Origin of the sequence: Jezberella montanilacus (genome assembly GCF_003003055.1) — a bacterium.
In the GTDB taxonomy this organism is placed as follows: Bacteria; Pseudomonadota; Gammaproteobacteria; order Burkholderiales; family Burkholderiaceae_B; genus Zwartia; species Zwartia montanilacus.
Window position 1 is genome coordinate 727172 of the sequence record NZ_PVTV01000011.1, and the last position, 21353, is coordinate 748524.

Genomic DNA, 21353 nt, shown 5'->3' on the forward strand with positions numbered 1-21353 from the left:
AATGGTCAATTGGCAGAAATCTTTCTATCTCGAATAATTTTTTCGTAACGAACACGATCTGTTTCGATCAAAGTTGAAAATTGCATTGATCCTAAGCCTGTCGGCACGGCGCCAAGATCGACGAATCTTGCTTTTACGTCGTCGAGGCTCATCAGTGCTTGAACATCATTGGCTACTTTCTGTACAACCTCTGATGGTGTACCTGCTGGAGCTAGCAAGCCAAGCCAGCTGATGGAATTGAATCCTGGTAAATAAGCCTCACTCATCGTTGGGACATCAGGCAAGGCCTGCACGCGTTGATCGCTTGTCACAGCCAAGGCTCTTAGTTTGCCTGCCTTGATGTGACTACTGGCCTCAAACACGGTCATAAACGACAATTGAACGTGGCCAGCCAAGAGATCCGCTACCGCTGGCCCGCCTCCCCGATAAGGCACGTGCAGAATACTGATACCGGTAGCTGCGGCAAACATCTCAGCGGCAAGATGCGGTGCGCTGCCTGAGCCTGAACTGCTGTAACTCATGCTCGAGTCTTTCTTTGCTAAAGCAACAAACTCTTTGACTGTTTGAGCCTTAACTGAAGGGTTGATCATCATCACCAGCGGTAGCTCCGCCACCATCGCGACAGGTGCAAACGCTTTATCCGCGTCATATGGTAAGTTCTGGTAGAGCGAGGGATTGATAGACTGTGTACCGATATTGCCCATCAATAGGGTGTAACCGTCAGGGGTGGACTTGGCAACTGTGTCGGCACCAATCTGACCCGCAGCTCCCCCTTTGTTTTCCACGATCACTTGTTGCCCCCATCTTTGGGTCAACTGATTTGCGATAATTCGCGCCCCGATGTCAGTCCCACCCCCTGGTGGAAACGGCACGATCAAGGTCACGGATCGCGTTGGATAATCGGCTTGGGCCCACCCAAGAGTGAACCAAATCCCCAACACGAATGCGCAAATGAACCGACTCATTGCGGCCCAAGCTGTTCGATCAGTTCTGACAACGCCCGCATCTCGTCGGGTTTTAAATCAGTCAACGGAGCCCTCACTGGACCCGCATCATGCCCGACTAACTTAGCACCGGCTTTGACAATACTGACTGCATAACCCGGCATTTTGTTTCGGATAGCAAGGTAGGGCATAAAAAAATCGCGCAACAACTGATGCTGGGTCGCCATGTCATCGTTTGCCACGGCATGATAGAAGGTCATAGCCGTTTTCGGTATGAAGTTAAATACTGCTGACGAGTAAACAGGCGTCCCCAGAGCCTTATAAGCGGCTGCGTAGACCTCTGCCGTAGGCAAACCACCAAGATATGAGAAGCGATCTCCCATACGCATATAGATGGACGACATGGTTTCGATGTCACCTACTCCATCTTTAAAGCCAATCAGATTCGGACAGCGATCTGCCAAGATAGCCAAGGACTCTGGTGTCAGCTTGCAAACGTTGCGGTTGTAGACAATGACACCAAACTGCACGCTTTTACACACGGCTTCAACGTGAGCAATCAAACCTTCTTGCCCTGCTTCGGTCAGATAATGAGGTAGCAGCAAGATGCCGTGCGCCCCTAATCGCTCTGCTTCTTGGGCACACTGGATCGCAAAACGCGTTGAACCACCCACACCCGCAATGATCGGCACCTTACCCTGACAAGTTTGCACGGCAGTCTTGATGATCTCTGGGTATTCTTCACCTGTTAAGGAGAAGAACTCACCAGTGCCCCCGGCGGCAAACAATGCCGTTGCACCATACGGGGCCAACCACTCCAGGCGGGATGCATACCCTTTCGCATTGAAATGACCATCAACGTCGAAATCAGTCACGGGAAATGACAGCAAACCGCTTGAAACAATAGATTTGAGGTGTTGTGGATTCATCGTATTTTTTTAAAAGTGAGTTGAAATGGTACCGGTACCAAACATTATGGTAGCGGTACCAAATATCAATTGTCAATTTCAAAATAATAAGGAATTACCCTTATTTAGCTGATTAACCGCTGCTTAGGTACTATCACGCTCGTGAATAGAGAACCCTACGTCAACGGTGGGCATCTGAACGACCCTACCCTCTGCTCTTGCAATCAAATATTCAGCAGCTAGCGCACCAATTTTGCCTGAATTGATCTGGACGGTCGATAACGCTGGGATCATGTTTTCAATAATAGGCACTCCGCCAAAACCCATTACAGCAAGCCCGTCGGGGATACGGATATTTCTCGCTCGCGCTTCGGTCAGCACACCCAACGCCAACAAGTCAGAACTGCAAAAAACAGCATCTACCCTGGTTGTGTTTTCGAGTATTTCGGCTAATGCTTGGCGCCCTCTCGTCAACGTTCTCTCTGATCCAACGTTAATCACCTGAACGGGCGGTAAGCCTTGCTGCGCAGCACGCTCGACGAAAGCAGACATTCTTCGATCGGCGCGTTCGTCCGACGCGCGCACGGACGCGAAGCGTTGATAACCTTTGCTGATAAAGTAATCCGCTACAGCAAGACCGATCTTATGGTGCGAGAAGCCGATCAGCATATCGATTGGCGTGGGCGTCAAATCCCAGGTTTCAACCACGGGGATACCCGACGCGAGCAAGCGCTTACGTGCATTGCTGGGCGGCATAATGCCTGTCAGAAAAATACCATCTGGTCTGCGACCAATAACAGCGCCGAGAAGCGCTTCTTCTCGACTAGCAAGATATTGAGATTGCCCCAGCATCAACTGATACCCAGCGTCGAAGAGCGCATTGTTAAGACTCTCGATGGTCTCGGTAAAAACCGAAAATACCGTGCTGGGTATGACGGCGGCGATCAGTTTACTTTTCGAAGAGGACAAACTACCGGCCATTAAATTAGGTACATAGCCTGTTCTGGCGACGGCGTCGTGTACTCGTCGCAAAAGCTCAGCAGACACGGTTTCAGGGTGATTGATGGCTCTTGAAACCGTAATCGGTGCTACGCCAGCAATTTTGGCGACGTCACGCACTGTGACCGCACCAGAGTTTCGGCGTGACCGCTTGATTGGATCGTTCGGTTGCATGTAATTTTTTACTTAGATGATAACGGCATCATCTTATAGACCAGCATCGCCTGCTGGGCAAGTTGTGGTACCGCCGACACGAATCGAACGTGCGACTCCCTTCTTAGGAGGAAGGTACTCTATCCACTGAGTTACGGCGGCAAACCAGGCGATAGTTTAATCTAGCCGCGAGGATGATGCGCAGCATGCAAGCTTTTCAGCCTCTCGCGTGCAACGTGCGTGTATATCTGGGTGGTAGAGATATCAGAATGCCCCAACAACATCTGAACAACCCGCAAGTCTGCACCGTGATTGAGTAAATGGGTAGCAAAGGCATGTCGCAAAACATGGGGTGACAGCGGTGAGTGGATACCGGCCATTACCGCATATTTTTTAATTAACAGCCAAAAGGACTGCCTGGTCATCGCGGCAGCCCTTGCTGTCACAAATAATGCGGGGCAAAGCCTCTGGCCCAGTAGTTGAGGGCGTGCCTCTGCTAAATACGTCGACACCCAGTGAGCAGCTTCTGCCCCAAGGGGCACAAGGCGATCCTTACCCCCTTTGCCTTGCACGACCCTCACGACCCCATCAGACAGGCTGATATCAAGGACGGCAATGCCAACAAGCTCGGATACGCGCAGCCCGGTTGCGTAGAGCACCTCGAGCATCGCACGATCACGCAATCCTCTGGGCAGGTGAACCGCGGGTTGTGCAAGCAATGCTTCTACTTGAGTCTCGGATAAGGTTTTAGGCACACGCAATGGTTGCCGAGCTGCTACAAGCTGCAAACAGGGATCAGCGGTAACACGATGCTGCCGAAGAGCCCACAGGTAATATCGCCTGAGTGTCGCCAATCTGCGATTGGCGGTACTGGCTTTAGTGACTGCGTGCTTGGCGGCGAACCAAGCCTCGATGTCTGCACCTGCAGCTTGATCAAGATCGATTTTTTTCTCGAGTCGCAACCACTCATCAAAGCCAGTTAAGTCCTGTCTATAGGCCGCTAAAGTATTAGCGGATAGACCGTCTTCCAGCCACACCGCATCAATAAATGCAGTAATGGCCTCGGACTCGAGCTTAGCCAATCACTGCAGCTCTATCTTCTGTTTTACGACGACATCTTTGGCCCAGTCATTTTGGGCTTTGATCTCTTTGGCGAAATCCTCTGGGCTATTGCCAGAGGGTGATGAGCCCTGCTCTTCGAGTACTTTCACGACAATCGGGTCTTTCAAAGCAGCAGCCGCCGCAGCATTCAATTTGGCGATGATGGCTTTAGGTGTACCAGCCGGCGCAACGAGCCCGTACCAAACTGCCTGATTCAACTGCGGGTATCCGACTTCAGCCAAGGTTGGAACATCCTTAAGATTATCGAGGCGCTTATCCCAGGCAACCGCGATCGGACGCAATTTGCCGCCTTGAATTTGCGCAATCGAAGAGGGCAAATTATCAAACATGATCTGTACTTGACCACCGACCGCATCAGCTACCGCAGGACCCGCGCCTTTGTAAGGGACATGAACAATGTCGGTACCAGTTGCGAGTTTGAACGACTCACCAAACAAGTGCAGGATGCTGCAAATACCTGAACTGCCATAGGAATATTTGCCTGGATTTTTCTTTAGTTCTTCAACGAGCCCATTAAAATCTTTGGCAGGGAATTTATTCGTGACCTCAATCACATTTGCGGTGTTCGCAAAATTGGTGACTGGTGCATAGTCTTTTACCGGGTTGTACGGCAAGTCTTTGGGCCGGCAAGCCGGTAACACCGCCATCGTCGACACGGTGGCAACTGTCAAAGTATAGCCATCAGGCTTGGCATGTGCACCCTCGGCTGCACCAATTGCACCCCCAGCACCAGCTTTGTTCTCAGCAACGACCGGTTGACCCAGTTCTTGCGACATCCGTTGTGTGACCAGACGACCGATAATGTCAGCCGAGCCACCTGGCGCGAACGGTATGATTACTCGAATCGGTTTATTTGGGTAGTTTTGAGCGTTAGTTTGCGCACCGACAACTGACGACAAAGTGGCAAGGCTAACCGTTGCCGACAAGGCGACACCAATCCTGATAACGTTCTTCATTCGGACTCCTGACAATATAGTCATCAATAGTAGCATTGGTCCCCTGATGATCACACCAAAATAACAACTTGAAACCTTGACCTAAGCTCATCCTATGTCCATCGCTTTACTCGTATTACCGGACTTTTTAATCATCGCCTTTGGGTGCCTACTCAACCGTCAACTCGGCTTCACTCGCGAGTTTTTTTCGAGCCTGGAGAAACTAGTTTATTTTGTATTGTTTCCGGCTTTGTTATTTCAATCTGTCTTGAAGGCCCCCATTCGAAGTAGTGGCGCCTCAGATTTATTTTTAGCAGCAGTATTACTTTGCGTCATTGGTGTTGTCCTGTCTTGGTTAGTTGCTCCATTTTTTCGAGGACAAGCCTTGGCACAAGCCTCCGCTGCGCAATGCGGCTATCGTTTCAACACCTATATTGCGCTTGCTCTGGCACTGACTCTGGCCGGTACAAAAGGGCAAGAGCTGATGGCCTTGATCGTCGGTTTCTCAGTTCCGGTCGTCAATCTCGCCGCCGTCTATCCGCTAGCGCGCCACCATGGCTCAAATATCTGGAGCGCCCTCATACGTAACCCACTGCTGATCTCGACAGTCCTGGGCCTAATCGGCAACTTAGCCCAATTGCATCTGCCGACGCCCATTGAAGTATCTATGGGTCGACTTGGCGCAGCAGCTATCCCTTTGGGTACGCTCTGCGTCGGCGCGAGCCTGAGGTGGCAGAGCGAAGGCAAAAACTACCACTTGGTAGGATGGCTGTTAACCGTTAAGCTTCTTTTGTTGCCGATCGCCGCTTGGCTCATCGGCTCGGCTTTCGGACTAGATCCCCTTAAACGACAAATGCTGATTGTGTTCGCAGCCATGCCCCCCGCCACAGCTGCCTATGTGCTGGCAGCTCGGATGGGAGGAGACGCAAATTTGGCGGGTTTAGTGATATCAATCGGTACCGCACTATCTGCGATTACCATCCCACTTTGGTTGATCTTTAGCAGCTAGTGTGTGAAGTCAACAGCGTCCGTTAAATCTTTCAGCAGGGACTGGCAGTACTTGCCATTTGCCCGTGCGCTTGGTTGCCGGATCCCCGCTTGTGGTCAAGGTAGTGATCAAGGAAATGGGAAAGCACCGTATATTCATGTTGGCGCAAGAAAGACGAGATGATGACGTTCAACTCATCGCTACTGTATGACTTTAAACGATGAGACACACTGAGCCCCAATGTCTCTTGCTCATTTGATTGATCGAGAAAATGATTTCGCATGGCGCAGGCCCTCAACTTAAGCATCAGCAAGCCTTATTGTGGCCGCATGTCGCTTAAAGCTAAATCCCTTATTCTTGGGGTGTTTTGACTAATTTGTAGAGAGACTCTCTATACTTTTACGTTGGGGCCGAAGCGCTGCATCAGCGGTCTTTCAAGTAACGAAATTAACGTGTCTCATTTTTTAGAAACTAACTATGTCTGATGAAATAAACACGCATCGGCTCAAGATGGACCTGCCAAATGAGCAAGCTACGGTAGCGTTGGGCCAAGCCTTGGCGCACGTGGCAGCAGATCTGACGAGCAGTGTGACGGGGCATTTTGAGCCAGGCAGCCAGGCAGGGGGACGGATTTATCTAAAAGGTGAGTTGGGTTCGGGCAAGACCGCGTTGACGCGAGCTTTATTACGCGAGTGCGGGGTGACTGGTCGCATCAAAAGCCCAAGTTATGCTTTAGTTGAATCTTATCAAGTTTCTAGCTTATACTTGTATCATCTTGATTTTTATAGATTTAGCGACTCAAAAGAATGGCTAGACGCTGGATTTAAAGAAATCTTCACGAACAATGCTTTAGTGCTGATCGAATGGCCTGAACGTGCTGATGAATTACTAGGCGCACCAGACTTGTTCATTGAGCTTAGCTATGCGGGGGATGGTCGTAGTGCCAGTCTCACCGCGCAGACACAAAAGGGGGTCTCATGGCTCACCACGCTGACGTCCCACCTGGATACTCACCCGAGCGAGTGAAGAGTCTTGGGCGACGCCGCCTGCTGAGCACAACGACCGTATTACTGTTACCGGTTCTTCCAAGACTTGCCCTGGCGTCAAAGCTATTGGCGGTAAGAACTTGGCCTGCGAGCGAGTACACACGCGTGACACTCGAACTCGACAGTGAACTCAAAGCAGAACATTTTGTTTTAGAGAGCCCAAACCGGATCGTAGTCGACATTCAGGGTTTGGATATGAGCTCTGGTCTGAACGATCTCGTTCGCAAAGTTAAGTCTGACGATCCCAACATCAGCACCATTCGGGTTGCGCAAAATCGACCTGGCGTTGTGCGATTGGTCTTTGACTTAAAGCAGGCCATTGCACCGCAGGTGTTCACTCTGAAGCCAGTAGGTGATTATCAATATCGCCTGGTGCTCGATTTTTATCCCAAAGCAGCGCAGGATCCTTTGGCTGCGTTGCTAAAAAACAGACCGACTAAAACAGAAGATGATCCCTTAGCCAAAATCCTGGAGGATATCGGCAAGCAAGCGGCTAGTGCGCCGCCCTCATCCACAGCGATGAATCAGACGAATGAGGTGCTTGGTCCGAGTCAAGAGATGGGTGGTAAGTTAGGTCGCCGAAAAACACTCACAGTTGCTTTAGATCCGGGCCACGGTGGCGAAGACCCGGGGGCAATTGGGGGCGGAGGTACTCGTGAAAAAGACGTGGTACTGGCCATCGCCCTTAAACTTAAAGCTCGGATTGACGCAACACCTGGCATGCGTGCCTACCTGACTCGCGATGGGGATTACTTTGTGCCGCTAAACGTGAGAGTAGAAAAAGCCCGTCGCATCAAAGCTGACTTATTCGTCTCGATCCATGCGGACGCCTGGGTGAAGCCTACGCTTGGCGGTAGTTCGGTTTACGCCTTGTCTTCAGGTGGGGCGTCGAGCTCAGCGGCTCGTTGGCTAGCCGACAAAGAGAACGCCGCCGACCTGATTGGTGGCGTGAACTTAGGAACACAAAATCCACAAATTGCTCAGGTTCTGCTCGATCTGTCCACCACTGCTCAAATCAACGATTCGCTAAAAGTCGGTGATAGCGTGCTGAATGAATTAAAAAATGTTTACCGTTTACACAAAAGTTCAGTAGAACGCGCTGGCTTTGCCGTCCTCAAAGCACCTGATATCCCCTCTATTCTGGTTGAAACTGCCTTCATCAGTAATCCTGAAGAAGAACGCATGTTGCGCAACGCCGCAGATCAGGACAAGTTTGCGGTCGCCTTGGTCGGAGGCATTCAACGATTTTTCGTCGCCAATCCACATTTGGCGATGGTCGGTTAACTGATGCGCCGACCGATCGCTCACTTACCCGATTTACTGATCAGCCAGATTGCTGCGGGTGAAGTGATTGAACGGCCAGCATCGGTACTCAAAGAGTTGGTCGAAAATTCAATTGACGCTGGCTCGCAAACGGTTGAAGTCAGACTTGAGGCGGGAGGCATTCGCCGCATAGCAGTCATCGATGATGGCAGCGGCATTCCCGCAGACGAACTACCTCTCGCGCTAACGCGCCATGCGACTAGCAAAATCGGGTCACTGTTAGAACTTGAATCAGTCCAGTCGATGGGATTTAGAGGTGAGGCGTTGGCTTCGATCGCTGCCGTATCCCAGATGACTATCACGTCGCGAACGGCCGAGGCTGAGCACGCTTGGTCACTGCAGCCCGGCGATTCGATAGCCTCACCCGCAGCAGGCTCTCAAGGCACGAGCATAGACGTACGCTACCTCTTCGATCAAGTACCTGCTCGACGCAAGTTCCTACGTGCTGAAGCGACCGAGTTTGGGCATTGTATTGATGCCATTGAGCGCATTGCTTTGGCTTTCCCCGAGGTAGGCTTCAGAGTATTTCATCAAGATCGGGCTGTCAGGCAATGGCTGCCCACCTCGGCTCTGGCGCGGGTAAGCGATGTGCTCGGTGACGAGTTCAACGAACACGGTATCGAGATCAACCTGCACGGGGGTTTGGTGTCGCTACTAGGAGTGATCACCCGACCAACGGCTTCGCGTGCACGGGCTGATCGACAGTTTCTTTATGTTAATGGGCGTCACGTCAAGGACAGGACGGTTTCGCATGCTATTCGCAGCGCCTATGCTGACGTCTTGCACGGCGATCGCCAACCAGCCTACGTGCTTTTCTTACAGATTGATCCGATGGCTGTAGACGTAAACGTACATCCAGCCAAACACGAAGTTCGATTCAGAGACAGCGGTGCTGTCTATCGCTTTGTTAATCACGGACTGACTCAAGCACTCTCTGGCACTGCGGTAACTGCAAATCCAGTTAATGCTGGTGCGAGTTCTGTTGTCGCGTTTCAGGAACCAGATCAGCAAGAAGTCTGGCGTCCTGTTGCACAACAGCCTTTGCAGTGGCGTGAAAGCACGCCAGCCAGACCAAATCAAATTGATCCTAGTGCCTGGAAACCTTTTTATCAACCGCTCAACGAAGAGCCGGCCGCTTGGCCATTGGGAAGAGCCCTGGCTCAGGTGCACGGCATCTATATTTTGTCGCAAACCGCTCGAGGTCTTGCGCTGATTGATATGCACGCGGCACATGAACGCGTTGTCTATGAACAACTGAAGACCGCTATCGATGCACAATCCTTACCTCAACAGGTGTTGTTAGTACCCCTTGTATTTCGAGTGACAGAAAGAGAGCTGGCGCTTGCCGACGAGCATCGAGACGCCCTGCTTGCCTTGGGCTTCGATATGGCGGCGGGTGGGCCGCAAGCCATGACCTTGCGCGCTGTACCCGCTATGCTTGCCCGTGGCGATCTGGAAGCGCTGGCACGTGGCGTATTGCGGGATATGGAGCAAATCGGCGCCAGTCAACTGATGACCGAACAGCGCAATACCTTGTTGGCAACGATGGCTTGTCATGGTGCCGTCCGTGCCAATCGCCAGCTCACCGTAGAGGAGATGAACGCTTTGCTCAGACAAATGGAGCAAACCGAAAGGGCAGATCAATGCAATCATGGTCGCCCTACTTGGGTGCACTGGTCAATAGCCGATCTGGATAAGCTGTTCTTGCGCGGACAATGAAAGACCTCGCCTGGTCTGCTCCCTTGATTTGTTTAGTGGGGCCTACCGCATCTGGAAAAAGCGCCCTGGCTCGTGCAATCGCTGATCGATGGCCCACTGAAATCATCAACGTTGACTCAGCCACTATTTATCGCGGCATGGATATCGGCACTGCTAAGCCAGATGCTGCTGAGCGCAGGGCCTACTCCCATCATTTATTGGATATTCGTGATCCGTCAGAATCCTACTCTGCTGCCGCATTTCGTCGCGACGCACTGGCTTGTGCTGCCGACATTCGATCTCGAGGCAGTCTGCCGCTCTTGGTTGGTGGCACCATGCTTTACTTCAAAGCGTTACGGGAAGGACTTAACGATTTACCAGAGGCCAGCCCTGAAATCAGGCAACAACTCGAGCTCGATGCGCGAGCGATAGGATGGCCTGGCATGCATCGGCGATTGGCTGCGATCGACTTGGTGACCGCAAACCGGCTGGCGCCGAACGATAGCCAACGGATTGGCCGAGCACTGGAAATTTACTTAATCTCGGGGAAGCCCATGTCCGAGCTCCTAGGCAAGAATTGTCCAGCAGATACAGGCACACCCACAATCACCATCAGCCTGGAACCGGATGACCGAAGCACGCTGCATCGCAATATCGAAAAGCGTTTTGATCAAATGCTTGAGAGGGGTTTATTGAATGAAGTAAGAAATTTATTTGAGCGCAACGATTTGAATCCCGCCCTGCCAGCCATCCGCTGCGTCGGTTACAGACAGCTGTGGGCCATGCTGGAGGGCCAACTTAGCCTGTCGGACGCGAGAGAGGCTGCGGTCGCGGCAACCCGACAGCTGGCTAAACGTCAATTGACCTGGTTGCGTAGCCTGCCAAATCGAAAGATCGTTAATTGCTTTTCAAGCAGCGCAACAGCAGAGGTCGTCGCACTGGTCAACGCCCAGCGCGAGTTGGTGCTCAAGTCGTGATGTATTGCTGCAGCTGCTCGATCATGAGCTTCTGCGTCGCTATCATCGCTTTGACAACATCCCCAATCGAAATCATGCCAACTACTTTATCGTCTTTCAAAATCGGTAAGTGACGGATTTTGTGATCGGACATGATCTGCATGCACTGTTCGACCGTGTGACCGGGTGTGATGGATATTGTTTTACTCGTCATGATGTCCCGAACCAAAACCGAGCTACTACTTTTACCCATCAAGACGACTTTTCTAGCGTAATCACGCTCTGAAAATATACCGACCAGACGATCGTCAGCTATCACGACTAGTGCGCCAATATTTTTGTCTGCCATGACTCTCAAGGCATCGATCACTGTATCGTCTGGTTTAACAGACCAAACTGGATCTGAACGTTCTGCAAGAAACTGTGTAATCGTCTTCATGATTCATCCTTTGAGTAATTCTTGTTAATCGACTTGGCCAGCTCAACACTAAACGAATGATTAAGCAGCCTCGTCCAGAATGACAATCAAGACACTGCAATGTGAAAGCTCGATGAGGGCTTTTGATCTTGCACCGCCCCACCAGCGAGCAGCCCAATTAGTACGATGCTTGTGGCCAACAATAATGAGATCGGCATTGTTTTTCTTGGCAAATTGGGCGATCTCGAACGCTGGGTCTCCGCGCAGACATACGCCAGTCACGTTGTAGCCGCCGGATCGCAAAGATTGCACGCCTGTGTCGAGAATTTCCCGCTGGGCTTCTTCGTCGATTTCCATTTCATCCTGGGTGACAAAACCTCCCACGATTTCCATTGAGACGTGATAATTATTGGTCGATACAGATAACAAAGTGATGTTGGCCGAGCTCCAGTTAGCGAGCTCTTTACAAGCTAACAGCGCTTTTTGATCAGCTTCAGAACCATCGTAAGCAAGCAATATGTTCTTGTACATATTCATCTCCTAGGCTTTCAGTTGAAGCAAGGGATTGCGCACGAGTCGCAATCACCACGACGTGGTGACTACCTTTCTAACATGAGCAAAATTTAAAAGCTAGATGGGTTAACGAGCGCCCTGCTCTCATCGCTTGGCCTATATATGAATATTTCTTGCTCTAATGAGCTCACCCCAGCGCTTGTATTCGCTCTGGATCAGCTCATCGAAGTGAGCGCCATCGAGCCCTAGAATTTCACACTCCATCGCGTCAAGCTTTTCGCGCACAGCAGGCAGTTTCATATTCCGTTGAAATTGTTCATCCAGAAACTGACGCACCGGCATCGGCGTTGCTGCCGGAACAGCCACCCCATACCAACTTCTAACCAGTATGTCGGGGAACCCTGCTTGGGCAACGGTGGGGACCTCAGGCAATGCCCGAGTTCGAGCAACCATATTCATTGCGAGCGGCCTGACCTTACCCGTTTGAATAAGGGTCAGCGCGAGATCTTGAGAGAGCAACCCGAAATGCACACTACCTTGACCCAAATCGGGTAGCGATTGTGGTTGCCCTTTGTAATTCACGTTGGTCAGGGTAATCCCGGCGTGTTCAAAAAACAGCTCCTGCGCCAGATGCATGGTGCTGCCCGTGCTGGGGTTAGCGGCGTTATAAAAACCGGGCTTTTTCCGAGCAAGTTCGATAAATTCTTTCAAGGTTGTCGCAGGCACGTCGCTATTAACCACAAATACAGATGGTGGTGCCGCGAAGGCGCACACGCCAGCGAATTCGCTAGAACGTCCCTTCATTTCGGCCATCAAGTGCTCACCGACAGCGAGTATGGGGGTTGCGGCAATCAGTGTGTAGCCATCCGCAGGCGCTTTCGCAACCGCGTCAATGCCAATACGACCATCTGCACCTGGTCGATTTTCGACCACGATACGTTGTGCTAGATCATAGGATAGCGGTTCTGTGACGGCTCTCATCACAATATCGACCACCCCTCCTGCAGGGTACGGGACGACCAATTTAATGGGTCGGTCAGGGAAACCCGACGCGCTTTTGATATTTTGCTGAGCCTGCGAACGATTGAACGCTGACAGCAAGAGTGCCCCCAAGCTTACTTGGGTGAATATTCTTCGATTCATGATTGCTCCTTTCATGCAGCCGATCGAGCCAACTCAGGATTCACCACCAGTTAAAGTGCCACAGCAAACTGAGTCGCCTGTGCGATGGCTCGTTTCGCATCAAGCTCAGCCGCGACATCGGCCCCACCGATCAAGGTGTAAGGTATCCCGCACTGTTGTAGCTCAGGGACCAAATCCGTCTTAGACTCCTGGCCTGCACAGATTACGATCGTTGCAACAGGTAACAACTTGTCCGTATCGTCGACGCGGATATGCAAGCCCCCATCGTCGATCTTCACGTACTCGACGCCCCCGAGCATATGCACACCGCGTTTTTGTAGCAGTAACCGTCGCGCCCAGCCCGTGGTTTTTGCAAGGTTCTCGCCCAGCTTAGTCGCCTTTCGTTGCAACAGGAACACTTCGCGAGGGGATGCCGACATCTGCTCAACGACCAGGCCGCCACGACCGTCTGTGTAATGAACATCGATACCCCATTGAGTACGGTACTGATCCAGCTCTGCTTGATAACCATGACCTCCGGAGTGAGTCAACAATTCAGCCACGTCAAACCCTATCCCGCCGGCACCAATGATTGCAACGGTTTTACCGACTCGCTCAGGATGCTCAATCGCGTCTGGGTAAGTCATCACTTTAGGATGGTTGATACCTGGGATGTTCAGGCTCCTTGGCACCACACCAGTACTCACCACGACATGGTCAAACGACGATAGCTCTGAACCTTTTACATAATGGCCAAGTTTCAAGGTGACGCTGAGCTCAGTCAGTCTGGTTTGGTAATAGCGCAGGGTATCGTTGAAGTCCTCTTTTCCAGGAATAGCTTTCGCATAATTGAACTGCCCACCAATCTGTTGTTGCGCTTCAAACAGAGTGACTTGATGACCACGCTCAGCCAGCGTGACAGCTGTTGCAAGCCCTGCCACACCTGCCCCAACTACCGCCACACGTTGGATATCATGTGTTTTGATGATTTTGATCTCGGTTTCGTGGCAAGCCAGCGGGTTAACCAAACAGGTCGCGACTTGTCCGCTGAAAATTTGATCCAGACACGCTTGATTACAACCAATACAAGTGTTGATGGCGTCGGCACGGCCAGCAGCTGCCTTATTCACAAAGTCAGCGTCAGCCAGAAACGGTCTCGCCATTGAGATCATGTTGGCTTTCCCGCTGGCAATAATGTCTTCAGCCATTTGCGGATCGTTGATCCTATTCGAACTGATTACCGGTATCTTGACGTGTCCCATCAATCGTTGTGTGACGTCGCTGAATGCACCGCGAGGTACTGCGGTATAGATGGTTGGCACTCGTGCTTCATGCCAACCAATCCCTGTGTTGATAATGGTGGCTCCCGCCTTTTCAACCTCTTGGGCGAACTGAACCACTTCAGCCCACGTGCTGCCATCTTCAACCAGATCAATCATTGAGAGCCGAAAAACAATAATGAAATCGCTACCCACCCGCTCGCGGACTGCACGGATCACTGTCAAGCCGAATTTCATCCGGTTATCGTAGTGACCGCCCCAACCATCCGTGCGTTTATTCGTTCTTTTGACGAGAAACTGATTGATCAGATAGCCTTCAGATCCCATAATCTCAACACCGTCATAACCAGCAAACTGAGCCATCGCCGCACAGTGCGCAAAGTCTTCCACTGTGCGGTGAATATCTTCCTCAGTCATTTCTCTGGGCATATTGCGACTAATCGGTGCCTGAATAGCTGACGGCGCAACTAAGGATTGACCGCGGGCATAGCGCCCTGTGTGCAGAATCTGCAAACAGATTTTGGCACCATGTTCATGTACGGCTTGTGTAATCACTTTATGCTTGGCTGCTTCGATTTCGTTATTCATCAAACCCGTGTCTGCCCTGACAGAGCCGTCTGCGTTCGGGCCGTAGCCACCAGTAACGATCAGACCAACACCGCCCTTGGCGCGCTCGGCGTAGAAAGCGGCGATGCGATCATGTGCATCGGCGATATCTTCCAGGCCGGTGTGCATAGAACCCATCAATACGCGATTGCGAAGCGTTGTAAAGCCCAGATCTAGCGGTGCAAACAAATGCGGGTATAACGTTGTCATATTTAACCCCTCGGCTTCCATTTCATTTCGGTTCAATTGCCCTAGTCTTCGAAGACTGGCGGGCGTTTTTCTTTGATCGCCAGCATGCTTTCGACACGATCAACGGACGGCAGCATCGCCGCATTCCAGGTGGCGATGTAGTTCAGGCCATCTGCGACTGAATGATCACGTGCGTAATTGAGCATTTCTTTCGTGCCACGAATCGCCAAGGGTGATTTCGCTGCAATGCTTTGGGCAATTTCCATTACCCCTGCACGTAACGCGTCTGTTGATGCGAAAACTCGATTCACTAAACCAATTAATTGTGCTTCTGCTGCGTCGACATTTCTACCAGTAAAAACGAGCTCTCGAGCGATACCGTCAGCGATTAAGCGTGGCAAGCGTTGTAAGGTTCCTACATCAGCGGTCATTCCGATATCGATTTCACGAACGGAGAAAAATGTGTCAGTCGTGGCGTAACGCATGTCGCACCACGTGATTAAATCAACACCAGCGCCAATGCAAGCGCCGTTTATGGCGGCGAGGACAGGCTTTCTGCACTGTTCAATACTAGCTAAACAATCCTGCAGATAGAGAATCCTGCGCCGATGCAACTCTCTTACTCGCGCCGCGTCAACACTCCCTTGATGTCCTTCAACCCGTTGCAGCATTGAGAGATCGATTCCCGAGCAGAAATGCCGCCCTGCCCCCGTGATGACAACAACTCGCACTTCGGGTGTTGTGTCCGCCCATTGCATGGACTCACGCAATTCGCGCCACATATCTTCATTCAGTGCATTGGCTACGTCAGGACGGTTCAAACGAACCTCTGCAACCGCCTGACTAAATGTTATTGATAACGTGCTCGGCTGTGGGATTGCATTCATGTCGCGCTGTCTCCTTGCTTATGGTTCTCAAGCCGCTTAAGTGGCAATATTCAAGCACAGGCTTGCTTCGCAGCTTCAAGAATCGAAACCAACATATCTCACAAAGGTTTGGTTATCCTCACGAACAGATTTCACGTGATTTGCAACAAATTCTTCGTCTGGATAACCCATGGCAATGCAGGTCATGATGCTTTGATCATCTGGTATCCCTGCGTGCTCATGGACGACGCTCGATTGCATGATGCCTTGACCGTTGATAACCGTGCCTAAACCTCTCTCCCAGGCAGCCAAGACAATCGCGTGCGAGAGTGCACCCAAATCGAACTGACTGATCGCGGCAGGCTCAAGATGTTTGTCATAGGTCAATACCAGTGACACAGGGGCGTCGAATTGCCTGAACCCGCGCATCACCCAGTCGGTACGTCGTTCTTTGTCGTCACGAGCAATACCCATGGCTTCAAACAGTTGCACCGCAATCCCAATTTGGCGCTGGCGATGCACGCCCTCGTAAGCCTCTTTCATGGGAAAGTCGCGCTTAGGCGGAACCCCTGTGACCATGTTGTGAGTGTTCCCTTGTCGGATACGATCAAGCGGATCTCCAGTGATCACGTGAACATACCAGGGCTGAGTATTCATTGATGAAGGCGACCACTTGGCCACTTCAATGATTTCGTCGATCACTTCTCGAGGCACTGGTTTATTTAAGTAGCCACGAATACTCTTGCGTGACCTGATGAGTTGCGAAAACTCCATGTCATCTCCGTCTCGGTTTTATTTTTCATTTTTATAACAGAGACGATGATATCGCAGACTAAGCAATAATGGGGTACAGAGCCTAGGTCACACCACTAGCGTCTGTGCATCGTTTGATGCGCACTCACGGATCTCACCCAAGTTGTAGACCGTTTCGCCATGCTTCTTGAGGGAAGCGGTGATTTGACCGGCTTGATCTGCTGGGACAACAACGACCATACCGATGCCGCAATTGAAAACACGGTGCATTTCGGTATCGGCCACGCCCCCTTGCTGCTGCAACCAAGCGAACAACTCGGGCAATTGCCAGGCGTCGCGATGCAGATAAGCTTGCAACCCCGATTGCAGAATACGAGGCACGTTATCTAACAAACCGCCGCCAGTAATATGAGCCATACCCTTGATTGAGCCACCAAACTCAGCCAGCACCGCCAACATGGGCTTTACATAAAGGCGAGTCGGCGCCATCACCACATCTTTTAGCGGCTGGCCATAGAAATCCTGCTCTGGTTTAGCACCAGCACGCTGCAATACCTTGCGTAACAGTGAGTAGCCATTTGAATGAGCGCCACTCGAGGCTAAGCCCAGCACGACATCACCAGGAGCAATGGTTTTACCCGTGATGATCTTGGATTTCTCGACCGCGCCCACTGCAAAACCAGCTAAATCATATTCACCATCGGGGTACATGCCCGGCATCTCGGCCGTTTCGCCGCCGATCAAGGCACAGCCAGAGAGCTCGCAGCCTTTGGCAATGCCGCCCACGACTTGAGCAGCGACGTCCACCGACAACTTGCCGCAGGCAAAATAATCAAGAAAAAACAGTGGTTCAGCACCTTGAACCAAAATATCGTTGACGCTCATGGCAACCAGATCAATCCCGACTGTGTCGTGGCACTGCCAGTCAAAAGCCAATTTAAGCTTAGTGCCAACCCCATCAGTCCCCGAAACCAGCACGGGTTCTTTGTAGCGTTTGGGGACCTCAAACAAGGCACCAAAGCCGCCGATGCCCGCCAGAACCCCTTCCCGCATGGTTTTTGCTGCGAGAGGTTTGATCCGGTCGACCAGTTCGTCGCCTGCATCAATGTCAACGCCTGCATCGCGGTAAGTCAAAGGGGTTTGCTGTTGTGTCATGGGATAGCCGTGGTTGTGTGACAATTGCCAAGTTTCTGTAAGGATTTACCCGGATTTTAGACGAAGCCATGCAACAGCAGTTATTGCTAGAGATTATCCCTTCTGCGCCGCCCACCTTGGAAAACACCGTTACCGGTGATAACGCCGAGGCCATTGCGGCCGCTCGCAACTTACTCCCCGGCCGCACCTTGTACCTGTGGGGAGCGTCTGGCTGTGGTCGAAGTCATCTTCTAAAAGCGCTTGCTGCGACCCAGACAGCTCGTTTGTTTGACGCAAACAGCGACGACAAGGATATATGGGCAGCAGCCACAAGCGGTGTTGATTCGGTCAAAGCCAAAACGCTGATCCTGGTGGACGATATTCATGAAATGAATGAGTTGCAACAGTCGGCTGTATTTGCCTTGTACAATCGCTGGCGCGAGCTTGCATCAGCGACGGCTGCTTTTGCCCTGGTGGTGTCGGGTGATCGGGCGCCTTTAATGATGGATTTGCGTGAAGACCTGCGCACTCGACTGGGCTGGGATCTTGTTTATCGACTTGATCCGCTATCTGATCAGGATAAGTTATCTGCGCTTGAGAACCACGCCCAACTGATCGGATTGCCCTTGTCTCATGAGGTGCTGCAGTGGATGTTTACCCATTACGCGCGCGACATCAGACAACTATTTGCACTGGTGGATGCCTTAGACCGCTACTCCTTGTCTAAACATCGCAATATTACCGTGCCTTTGCTGCGCGCCATGCTGTCTGACCGAGATTTTTTGCAATCATGATGTCCAACCGACTTGCTCTCTTTGATTTAGATCACACCCTGCTGCCTCTGGATAGCGATTACCAATGGGCAGACTATCTGGCAAAAAGTGGCAAAGTGGGGGATCCAGCAGTCGCCATCGCACGTAACAACGAACTGATGGATCGATACAATTCAGGTCAATTAAGTGCTGAAGAGGGTGCCGCGTTTATGTTGGGCCTATTGGCCAACCAGGCGCCTCAGCACCTGGCACACTGGCATGAGGATTACATGCAACACGTGATCCGTCCAGCCATGACTGCTCAGGCGCTCGACCTCGTTGAAGGGCATTTGGTGGCGGGAGATCTCTGCGCGCTGGTAACCGCGACAAATAGTTTCGTGACAGCACCAATTGCACGCGCGTTTGGCATACCTCACTTGATTGCCACTGACCCTGAGTTTGTTCGAGGCCGGTACACCGGCAAAATCCAGGGGACTCCAAGCTTCAAAGAAGGCAAAGTGTTGCGGGTGAATTCATGGCTCAACGGTATGGGTAAGAGAATGAATGATTTTAGTGAGTCATATTTTTACAGTGACTCAATCAACGATGTGCCACTGCTTGAAGCAGTCACGCATCCCATCGTGACCAATCCTAGTGCAAGCCTGCTCACGCTTGCACAACAACGTAATTGGCCTGTGCTCAATTTGTTCGAGCATTTGCAAGATAACAAATCCTAATGATCCAAACCACAATCAAAAGTTTTGTCGGACGTCTTTTAGGCCGACGTCAGTCCGGTCCGCAACGAATTGATAAATCTCGACATGGCATCGACAGGCGAAACGTATCTCGCCATGCGATTAAGGTATGTGAGGTGTTGCAGCAACAAGGTTTCGAAGCCTATATCGTAGGCGGTGCCGTGCGCGATTTGATTGTGGGGCTTGAGCCTAAAGACTTCGATGTCGCAACCAATGCCACACCTGAGCAGATCCCCCCGCTGTTTCGGCGTGCCCGAATCATCGGCCGTCGGTTTCAGCTCGTGCATGTCGTCTTCGGTCAAGAAATCATCGAGACGTCGACATTTCGTGCGCCAGCGTCAGAACATCAACAAACAGATGATCATGGACGCATTCTTCGTGATAATGAATTCGGCAACCATGAGCAGGATGCCGTTAGACGTGATTTCACGATCAACGCGCTGTATTACGATCCATCAACTGAACAGGTGATTGATTTTCATCACGGCGTTGAAGATCTCAAAAAACGAGTGGTGCGCATGATTGGCGACCCGCAGACCCGTTATCGGGAAGATCCGGTTCGCATGCTTCGAGCAGTCAGATTTGCAGTCAAACTCAGTGCCACGATTGATCCTGATACCCGTGCACCGATCTCAGCCATGGCGGACCTACTTGAAAACGTGCCAGCCTCGCGTCTTTTTGACGAGATGCTCAAATTATTGACCTGTGGTCACGCAATGGACTGCATCCGGCAATTGCGCCAAGATGGCTTGCACCAAGGCCTGCTGCCATTGCTAGATGTCGTGTTCGAGCAGCCAGGGGGCGAGGACTTTATTGAACTGGCGCTGGATCGAACTGATCATCGAGTGCGCGCGGGCAAACCAGTTAGCCCGAGCTTTTTGTTTGCCGCTCTGCTGTGGCAACAAGTTGAAGCGCGTTGCAAAGTGATGGTGCAAAAAGGCGAGCCTTATGTGCAATCCCTGATGTCCGCGGCTGACTCAGTTTTGGACGAACAAACAGTCAAGCTCGCTATTCAAAAGCGATTTGCCTCTGACATGCGTGAAATCTGGTTCATGCAGCCGCGCTTCGAGCGTCGCTTGCCCAAGTCTATCTGGCGGATGTTTGAGCAGCCCAGGTTCAGGGCAGCGGTGGATTTCCTGCAATTAAGGGCGGCTGCCCATCAGTTTGATAGCGTGCTGGCTCAATGGTGGATGGATTTGGCTAATTCGGACGATGCTGGTCGTGCTCAGATTCTCGAAGATCTGGCGAAGCAACCTCGTGACACAGGTACTGCGCCCGCATCACGCACTCGGACCAGACGTCGCCGGGGGCCGAACCGCTCAAATGCCAAAACATCGGGTGAAAGTAGTGAGGGCGGCGGTAACACTTACGATCCAACATGATTGCTACAGCCTTCGTCGGGCTGGGTGCCAATCTCGGCGAAGCCCGTCAGACAGTCACTGACGCCCTCGTGACGTTAGGGCAGACAACTGGCATACTGTCCTGTGACTCTGCCCAGCTCTATGGTAGCGACCCAGTCGATGCGACTGGGCCAACTTTCGTCAATACCGTGGCTAAGTTAAGGACAACGCTGTCACCAATTGAACTTCTAGATACTTTGCAGCGCGTTGAACAAAGGTATGGCAGACAGCGGCATTACCTCAACGCACCCAGAACCCTGGATCTTGATCTGCTGTGGTACGAAGGGGTCGCGATGACTACGCCTCGACTGACTTTGCCACATCCTCGGATGCACTTGAGGGCATTTGTCTTGAAGCCGCTGAGTGAACTTGCGCCAGATCTGACGTTGCCGCAGGGGTCAATTCAAACCTTGCTTTTAACAGTCGAAGAACAAGCGATTTGGGTTCTGACTTAGACTGTCAGCAATCATTTAGCCGGTCAATTGCAATAAAA

General features: G+C 51.6%; 22 protein-coding genes and 1 tRNA gene. 9 read left to right on the forward strand and 14 right to left on the reverse strand.

All coding sequences use genetic code 11. The features are described from left to right. Positions 1-5: 5 nt before the first annotated feature. The 6 genes from BCM14_RS05005 to BCM14_RS15250 form a co-directional block, all read right to left on the reverse strand. Complete coding sequence (locus BCM14_RS05005) at positions 6-965, reverse strand: Bug family tripartite tricarboxylate transporter substrate binding protein (RefSeq protein WP_106226851.1); 960 nt, start codon at positions 963-965, stop codon at positions 6-8. Continuing rightward, complete coding sequence (gene kdgD / locus BCM14_RS05010) at positions 962-1873, reverse strand: 5-dehydro-4-deoxyglucarate dehydratase (protein ID WP_106226852.1); 912 nt, start codon at positions 1871-1873, stop codon at positions 962-964. The genes BCM14_RS05005 and kdgD overlap by 4 nt, the downstream gene beginning before the upstream one ends. Positions 1874-1996: 123 nt before the next feature. Continuing rightward, entirely contained in the window at positions 1997-3025 is a 1029-nt protein-coding gene (locus BCM14_RS05015) for a LacI family DNA-binding transcriptional regulator (RefSeq protein WP_106226853.1), read from the reverse strand. Between the two features lie 65 nt (positions 3026-3090). After that, positions 3091-3166 (reverse strand) — tRNA-Arg (locus BCM14_RS05020). Positions 3167-3186: 20 nt separating this feature from the next. Further along, on the reverse strand, positions 3187-4086 hold the full coding sequence (gene xerD / locus BCM14_RS15245; RefSeq protein WP_106226854.1) for a site-specific tyrosine recombinase XerD: 900 nt from the start codon (positions 4084-4086) through the stop codon (positions 3187-3189). Then, positions 4087-5082, reverse strand: coding sequence for a tripartite tricarboxylate transporter substrate binding protein BugE (locus tag BCM14_RS15250; RefSeq protein WP_106226855.1), 996 nt, complete (start codon positions 5080-5082; stop codon positions 4087-4089). 94 nt (positions 5083-5176) lie between these two features. Between BCM14_RS15250 and BCM14_RS05035 the strand changes: the two genes are divergently transcribed. Beyond that, on the forward strand, positions 5177-6070 hold the full coding sequence (locus tag BCM14_RS05035; protein WP_106226856.1) for an AEC family transporter: 894 nt from the start codon (positions 5177-5179) through the stop codon (positions 6068-6070). Positions 6071-6101: 31 nt separating this feature from the next. On the opposite strand, the gene BCM14_RS15255 is transcribed toward BCM14_RS05035, so the two are convergent. Beyond that, the gene (locus tag BCM14_RS15255) at positions 6102-6332 is read right to left on the reverse strand and encodes a hypothetical protein (RefSeq protein ID WP_259673423.1); all 231 of its coding nucleotides are present in this window, start codon (positions 6330-6332) and stop codon (positions 6102-6104) included. 194 nt (positions 6333-6526) lie between these two features. On the opposite strand from BCM14_RS15255, the gene tsaE reads away from it, so the two are divergent. The 4 genes from tsaE to miaA are packed head-to-tail and all read left to right on the forward strand — an operon-like array spanning position 6527 to position 11093. Next, on the forward strand, positions 6527-7075 hold the full coding sequence (gene tsaE, locus BCM14_RS05040) for a tRNA (adenosine(37)-N6)-threonylcarbamoyltransferase complex ATPase subunit type 1 TsaE (protein ID WP_106227056.1): 549 nt from the start codon (positions 6527-6529) through the stop codon (positions 7073-7075). After that, complete coding sequence (locus BCM14_RS05045; protein WP_106226857.1) at positions 7027-8379, forward strand: N-acetylmuramoyl-L-alanine amidase; 1353 nt, start codon at positions 7027-7029, stop codon at positions 8377-8379. The genes tsaE and BCM14_RS05045 overlap by 49 nt, the downstream gene beginning before the upstream one ends. Before the next feature lie 3 nt (positions 8380-8382). Further along, entirely contained in the window at positions 8383-10137 is a 1755-nt protein-coding gene (gene mutL, locus BCM14_RS05050) for a DNA mismatch repair endonuclease MutL (protein ID WP_106226858.1), read from the forward strand. Beyond that, a complete protein-coding gene (gene miaA, locus BCM14_RS05055) occupies positions 10134-11093 on the forward strand; it encodes a tRNA (adenosine(37)-N6)-dimethylallyltransferase MiaA (RefSeq protein WP_106226859.1) in 960 nt (319 codons plus the stop codon). The genes mutL and miaA overlap by 4 nt, the downstream gene beginning before the upstream one ends. Here the strand turns inward: miaA and BCM14_RS05060 are convergent. From BCM14_RS05060 to purM, 7 genes are all read right to left on the reverse strand, one after another. After that, the gene (locus BCM14_RS05060) at positions 11083-11511 is read right to left on the reverse strand and encodes a CBS domain-containing protein (protein WP_106226860.1); all 429 of its coding nucleotides are present in this window, start codon (positions 11509-11511) and stop codon (positions 11083-11085) included. The two genes, miaA and BCM14_RS05060, sit on opposite strands and share 11 nt — an antisense overlap. Before the next feature lie 60 nt (positions 11512-11571). Then, positions 11572-12021: a universal stress protein gene (locus BCM14_RS05065; RefSeq protein WP_106226861.1), complete on the reverse strand. Its 450-nt coding sequence runs from the start codon at positions 12019-12021 to the stop codon at positions 11572-11574. Positions 12022-12159: 138 nt separating this feature from the next. After that, positions 12160-13146, reverse strand: coding sequence for a Bug family tripartite tricarboxylate transporter substrate binding protein (locus BCM14_RS05070; protein WP_106227057.1), 987 nt, complete (start codon positions 13144-13146; stop codon positions 12160-12162). Between the two features lie 50 nt (positions 13147-13196). Next, positions 13197-15221 (reverse strand): NADPH-dependent 2,4-dienoyl-CoA reductase, encoded by a 2025-nt coding sequence (locus BCM14_RS05075; protein WP_106227058.1) that lies wholly within the window; start codon positions 15219-15221, stop codon positions 13197-13199. A 41-nt stretch (positions 15222-15262) separates the two neighbouring features. Continuing rightward, on the reverse strand, positions 15263-16087 hold the full coding sequence (locus BCM14_RS05080) for a crotonase/enoyl-CoA hydratase family protein (protein WP_106226862.1): 825 nt from the start codon (positions 16085-16087) through the stop codon (positions 15263-15265). Positions 16088-16162: 75 nt separating this feature from the next. After that, the gene (locus BCM14_RS05085) at positions 16163-16840 is read right to left on the reverse strand and encodes a nitroreductase (RefSeq protein ID WP_106226863.1); all 678 of its coding nucleotides are present in this window, start codon (positions 16838-16840) and stop codon (positions 16163-16165) included. An 87-nt stretch (positions 16841-16927) separates the two neighbouring features. After that, entirely contained in the window at positions 16928-17974 is a 1047-nt protein-coding gene (purM, locus tag BCM14_RS05090; protein ID WP_106226864.1) for a phosphoribosylformylglycinamidine cyclo-ligase, read from the reverse strand. Positions 17975-18042: 68 nt separating this feature from the next. Between purM and hda the strand changes: the two genes are divergently transcribed. From hda to folK, 4 genes are read left to right on the forward strand one after another with little or no spacing between them, the layout of a single operon-like run. Further along, positions 18043-18747, forward strand: coding sequence for a DnaA regulatory inactivator Hda (hda, locus tag BCM14_RS05095; protein WP_106226865.1), 705 nt, complete (start codon positions 18043-18045; stop codon positions 18745-18747). Next, on the forward strand, positions 18744-19442 hold the full coding sequence (locus tag BCM14_RS05100) for an HAD family hydrolase (RefSeq protein ID WP_106226866.1): 699 nt from the start codon (positions 18744-18746) through the stop codon (positions 19440-19442). Before hda ends, BCM14_RS05100 begins: the two co-directional genes overlap by 4 nt. Further along, positions 19442-20842, forward strand: coding sequence for a polynucleotide adenylyltransferase PcnB (gene pcnB, locus BCM14_RS05105; RefSeq protein ID WP_106226867.1), 1401 nt, complete (start codon positions 19442-19444; stop codon positions 20840-20842). The genes BCM14_RS05100 and pcnB overlap by 1 nt, the downstream gene beginning before the upstream one ends. Then, a complete protein-coding gene (folK, locus tag BCM14_RS05110; protein WP_106226868.1) occupies positions 20839-21315 on the forward strand; it encodes a 2-amino-4-hydroxy-6-hydroxymethyldihydropteridine diphosphokinase in 477 nt (158 codons plus the stop codon). Before pcnB ends, folK begins: the two co-directional genes overlap by 4 nt. Positions 21316-21353 lie beyond the last annotated feature (38 nt).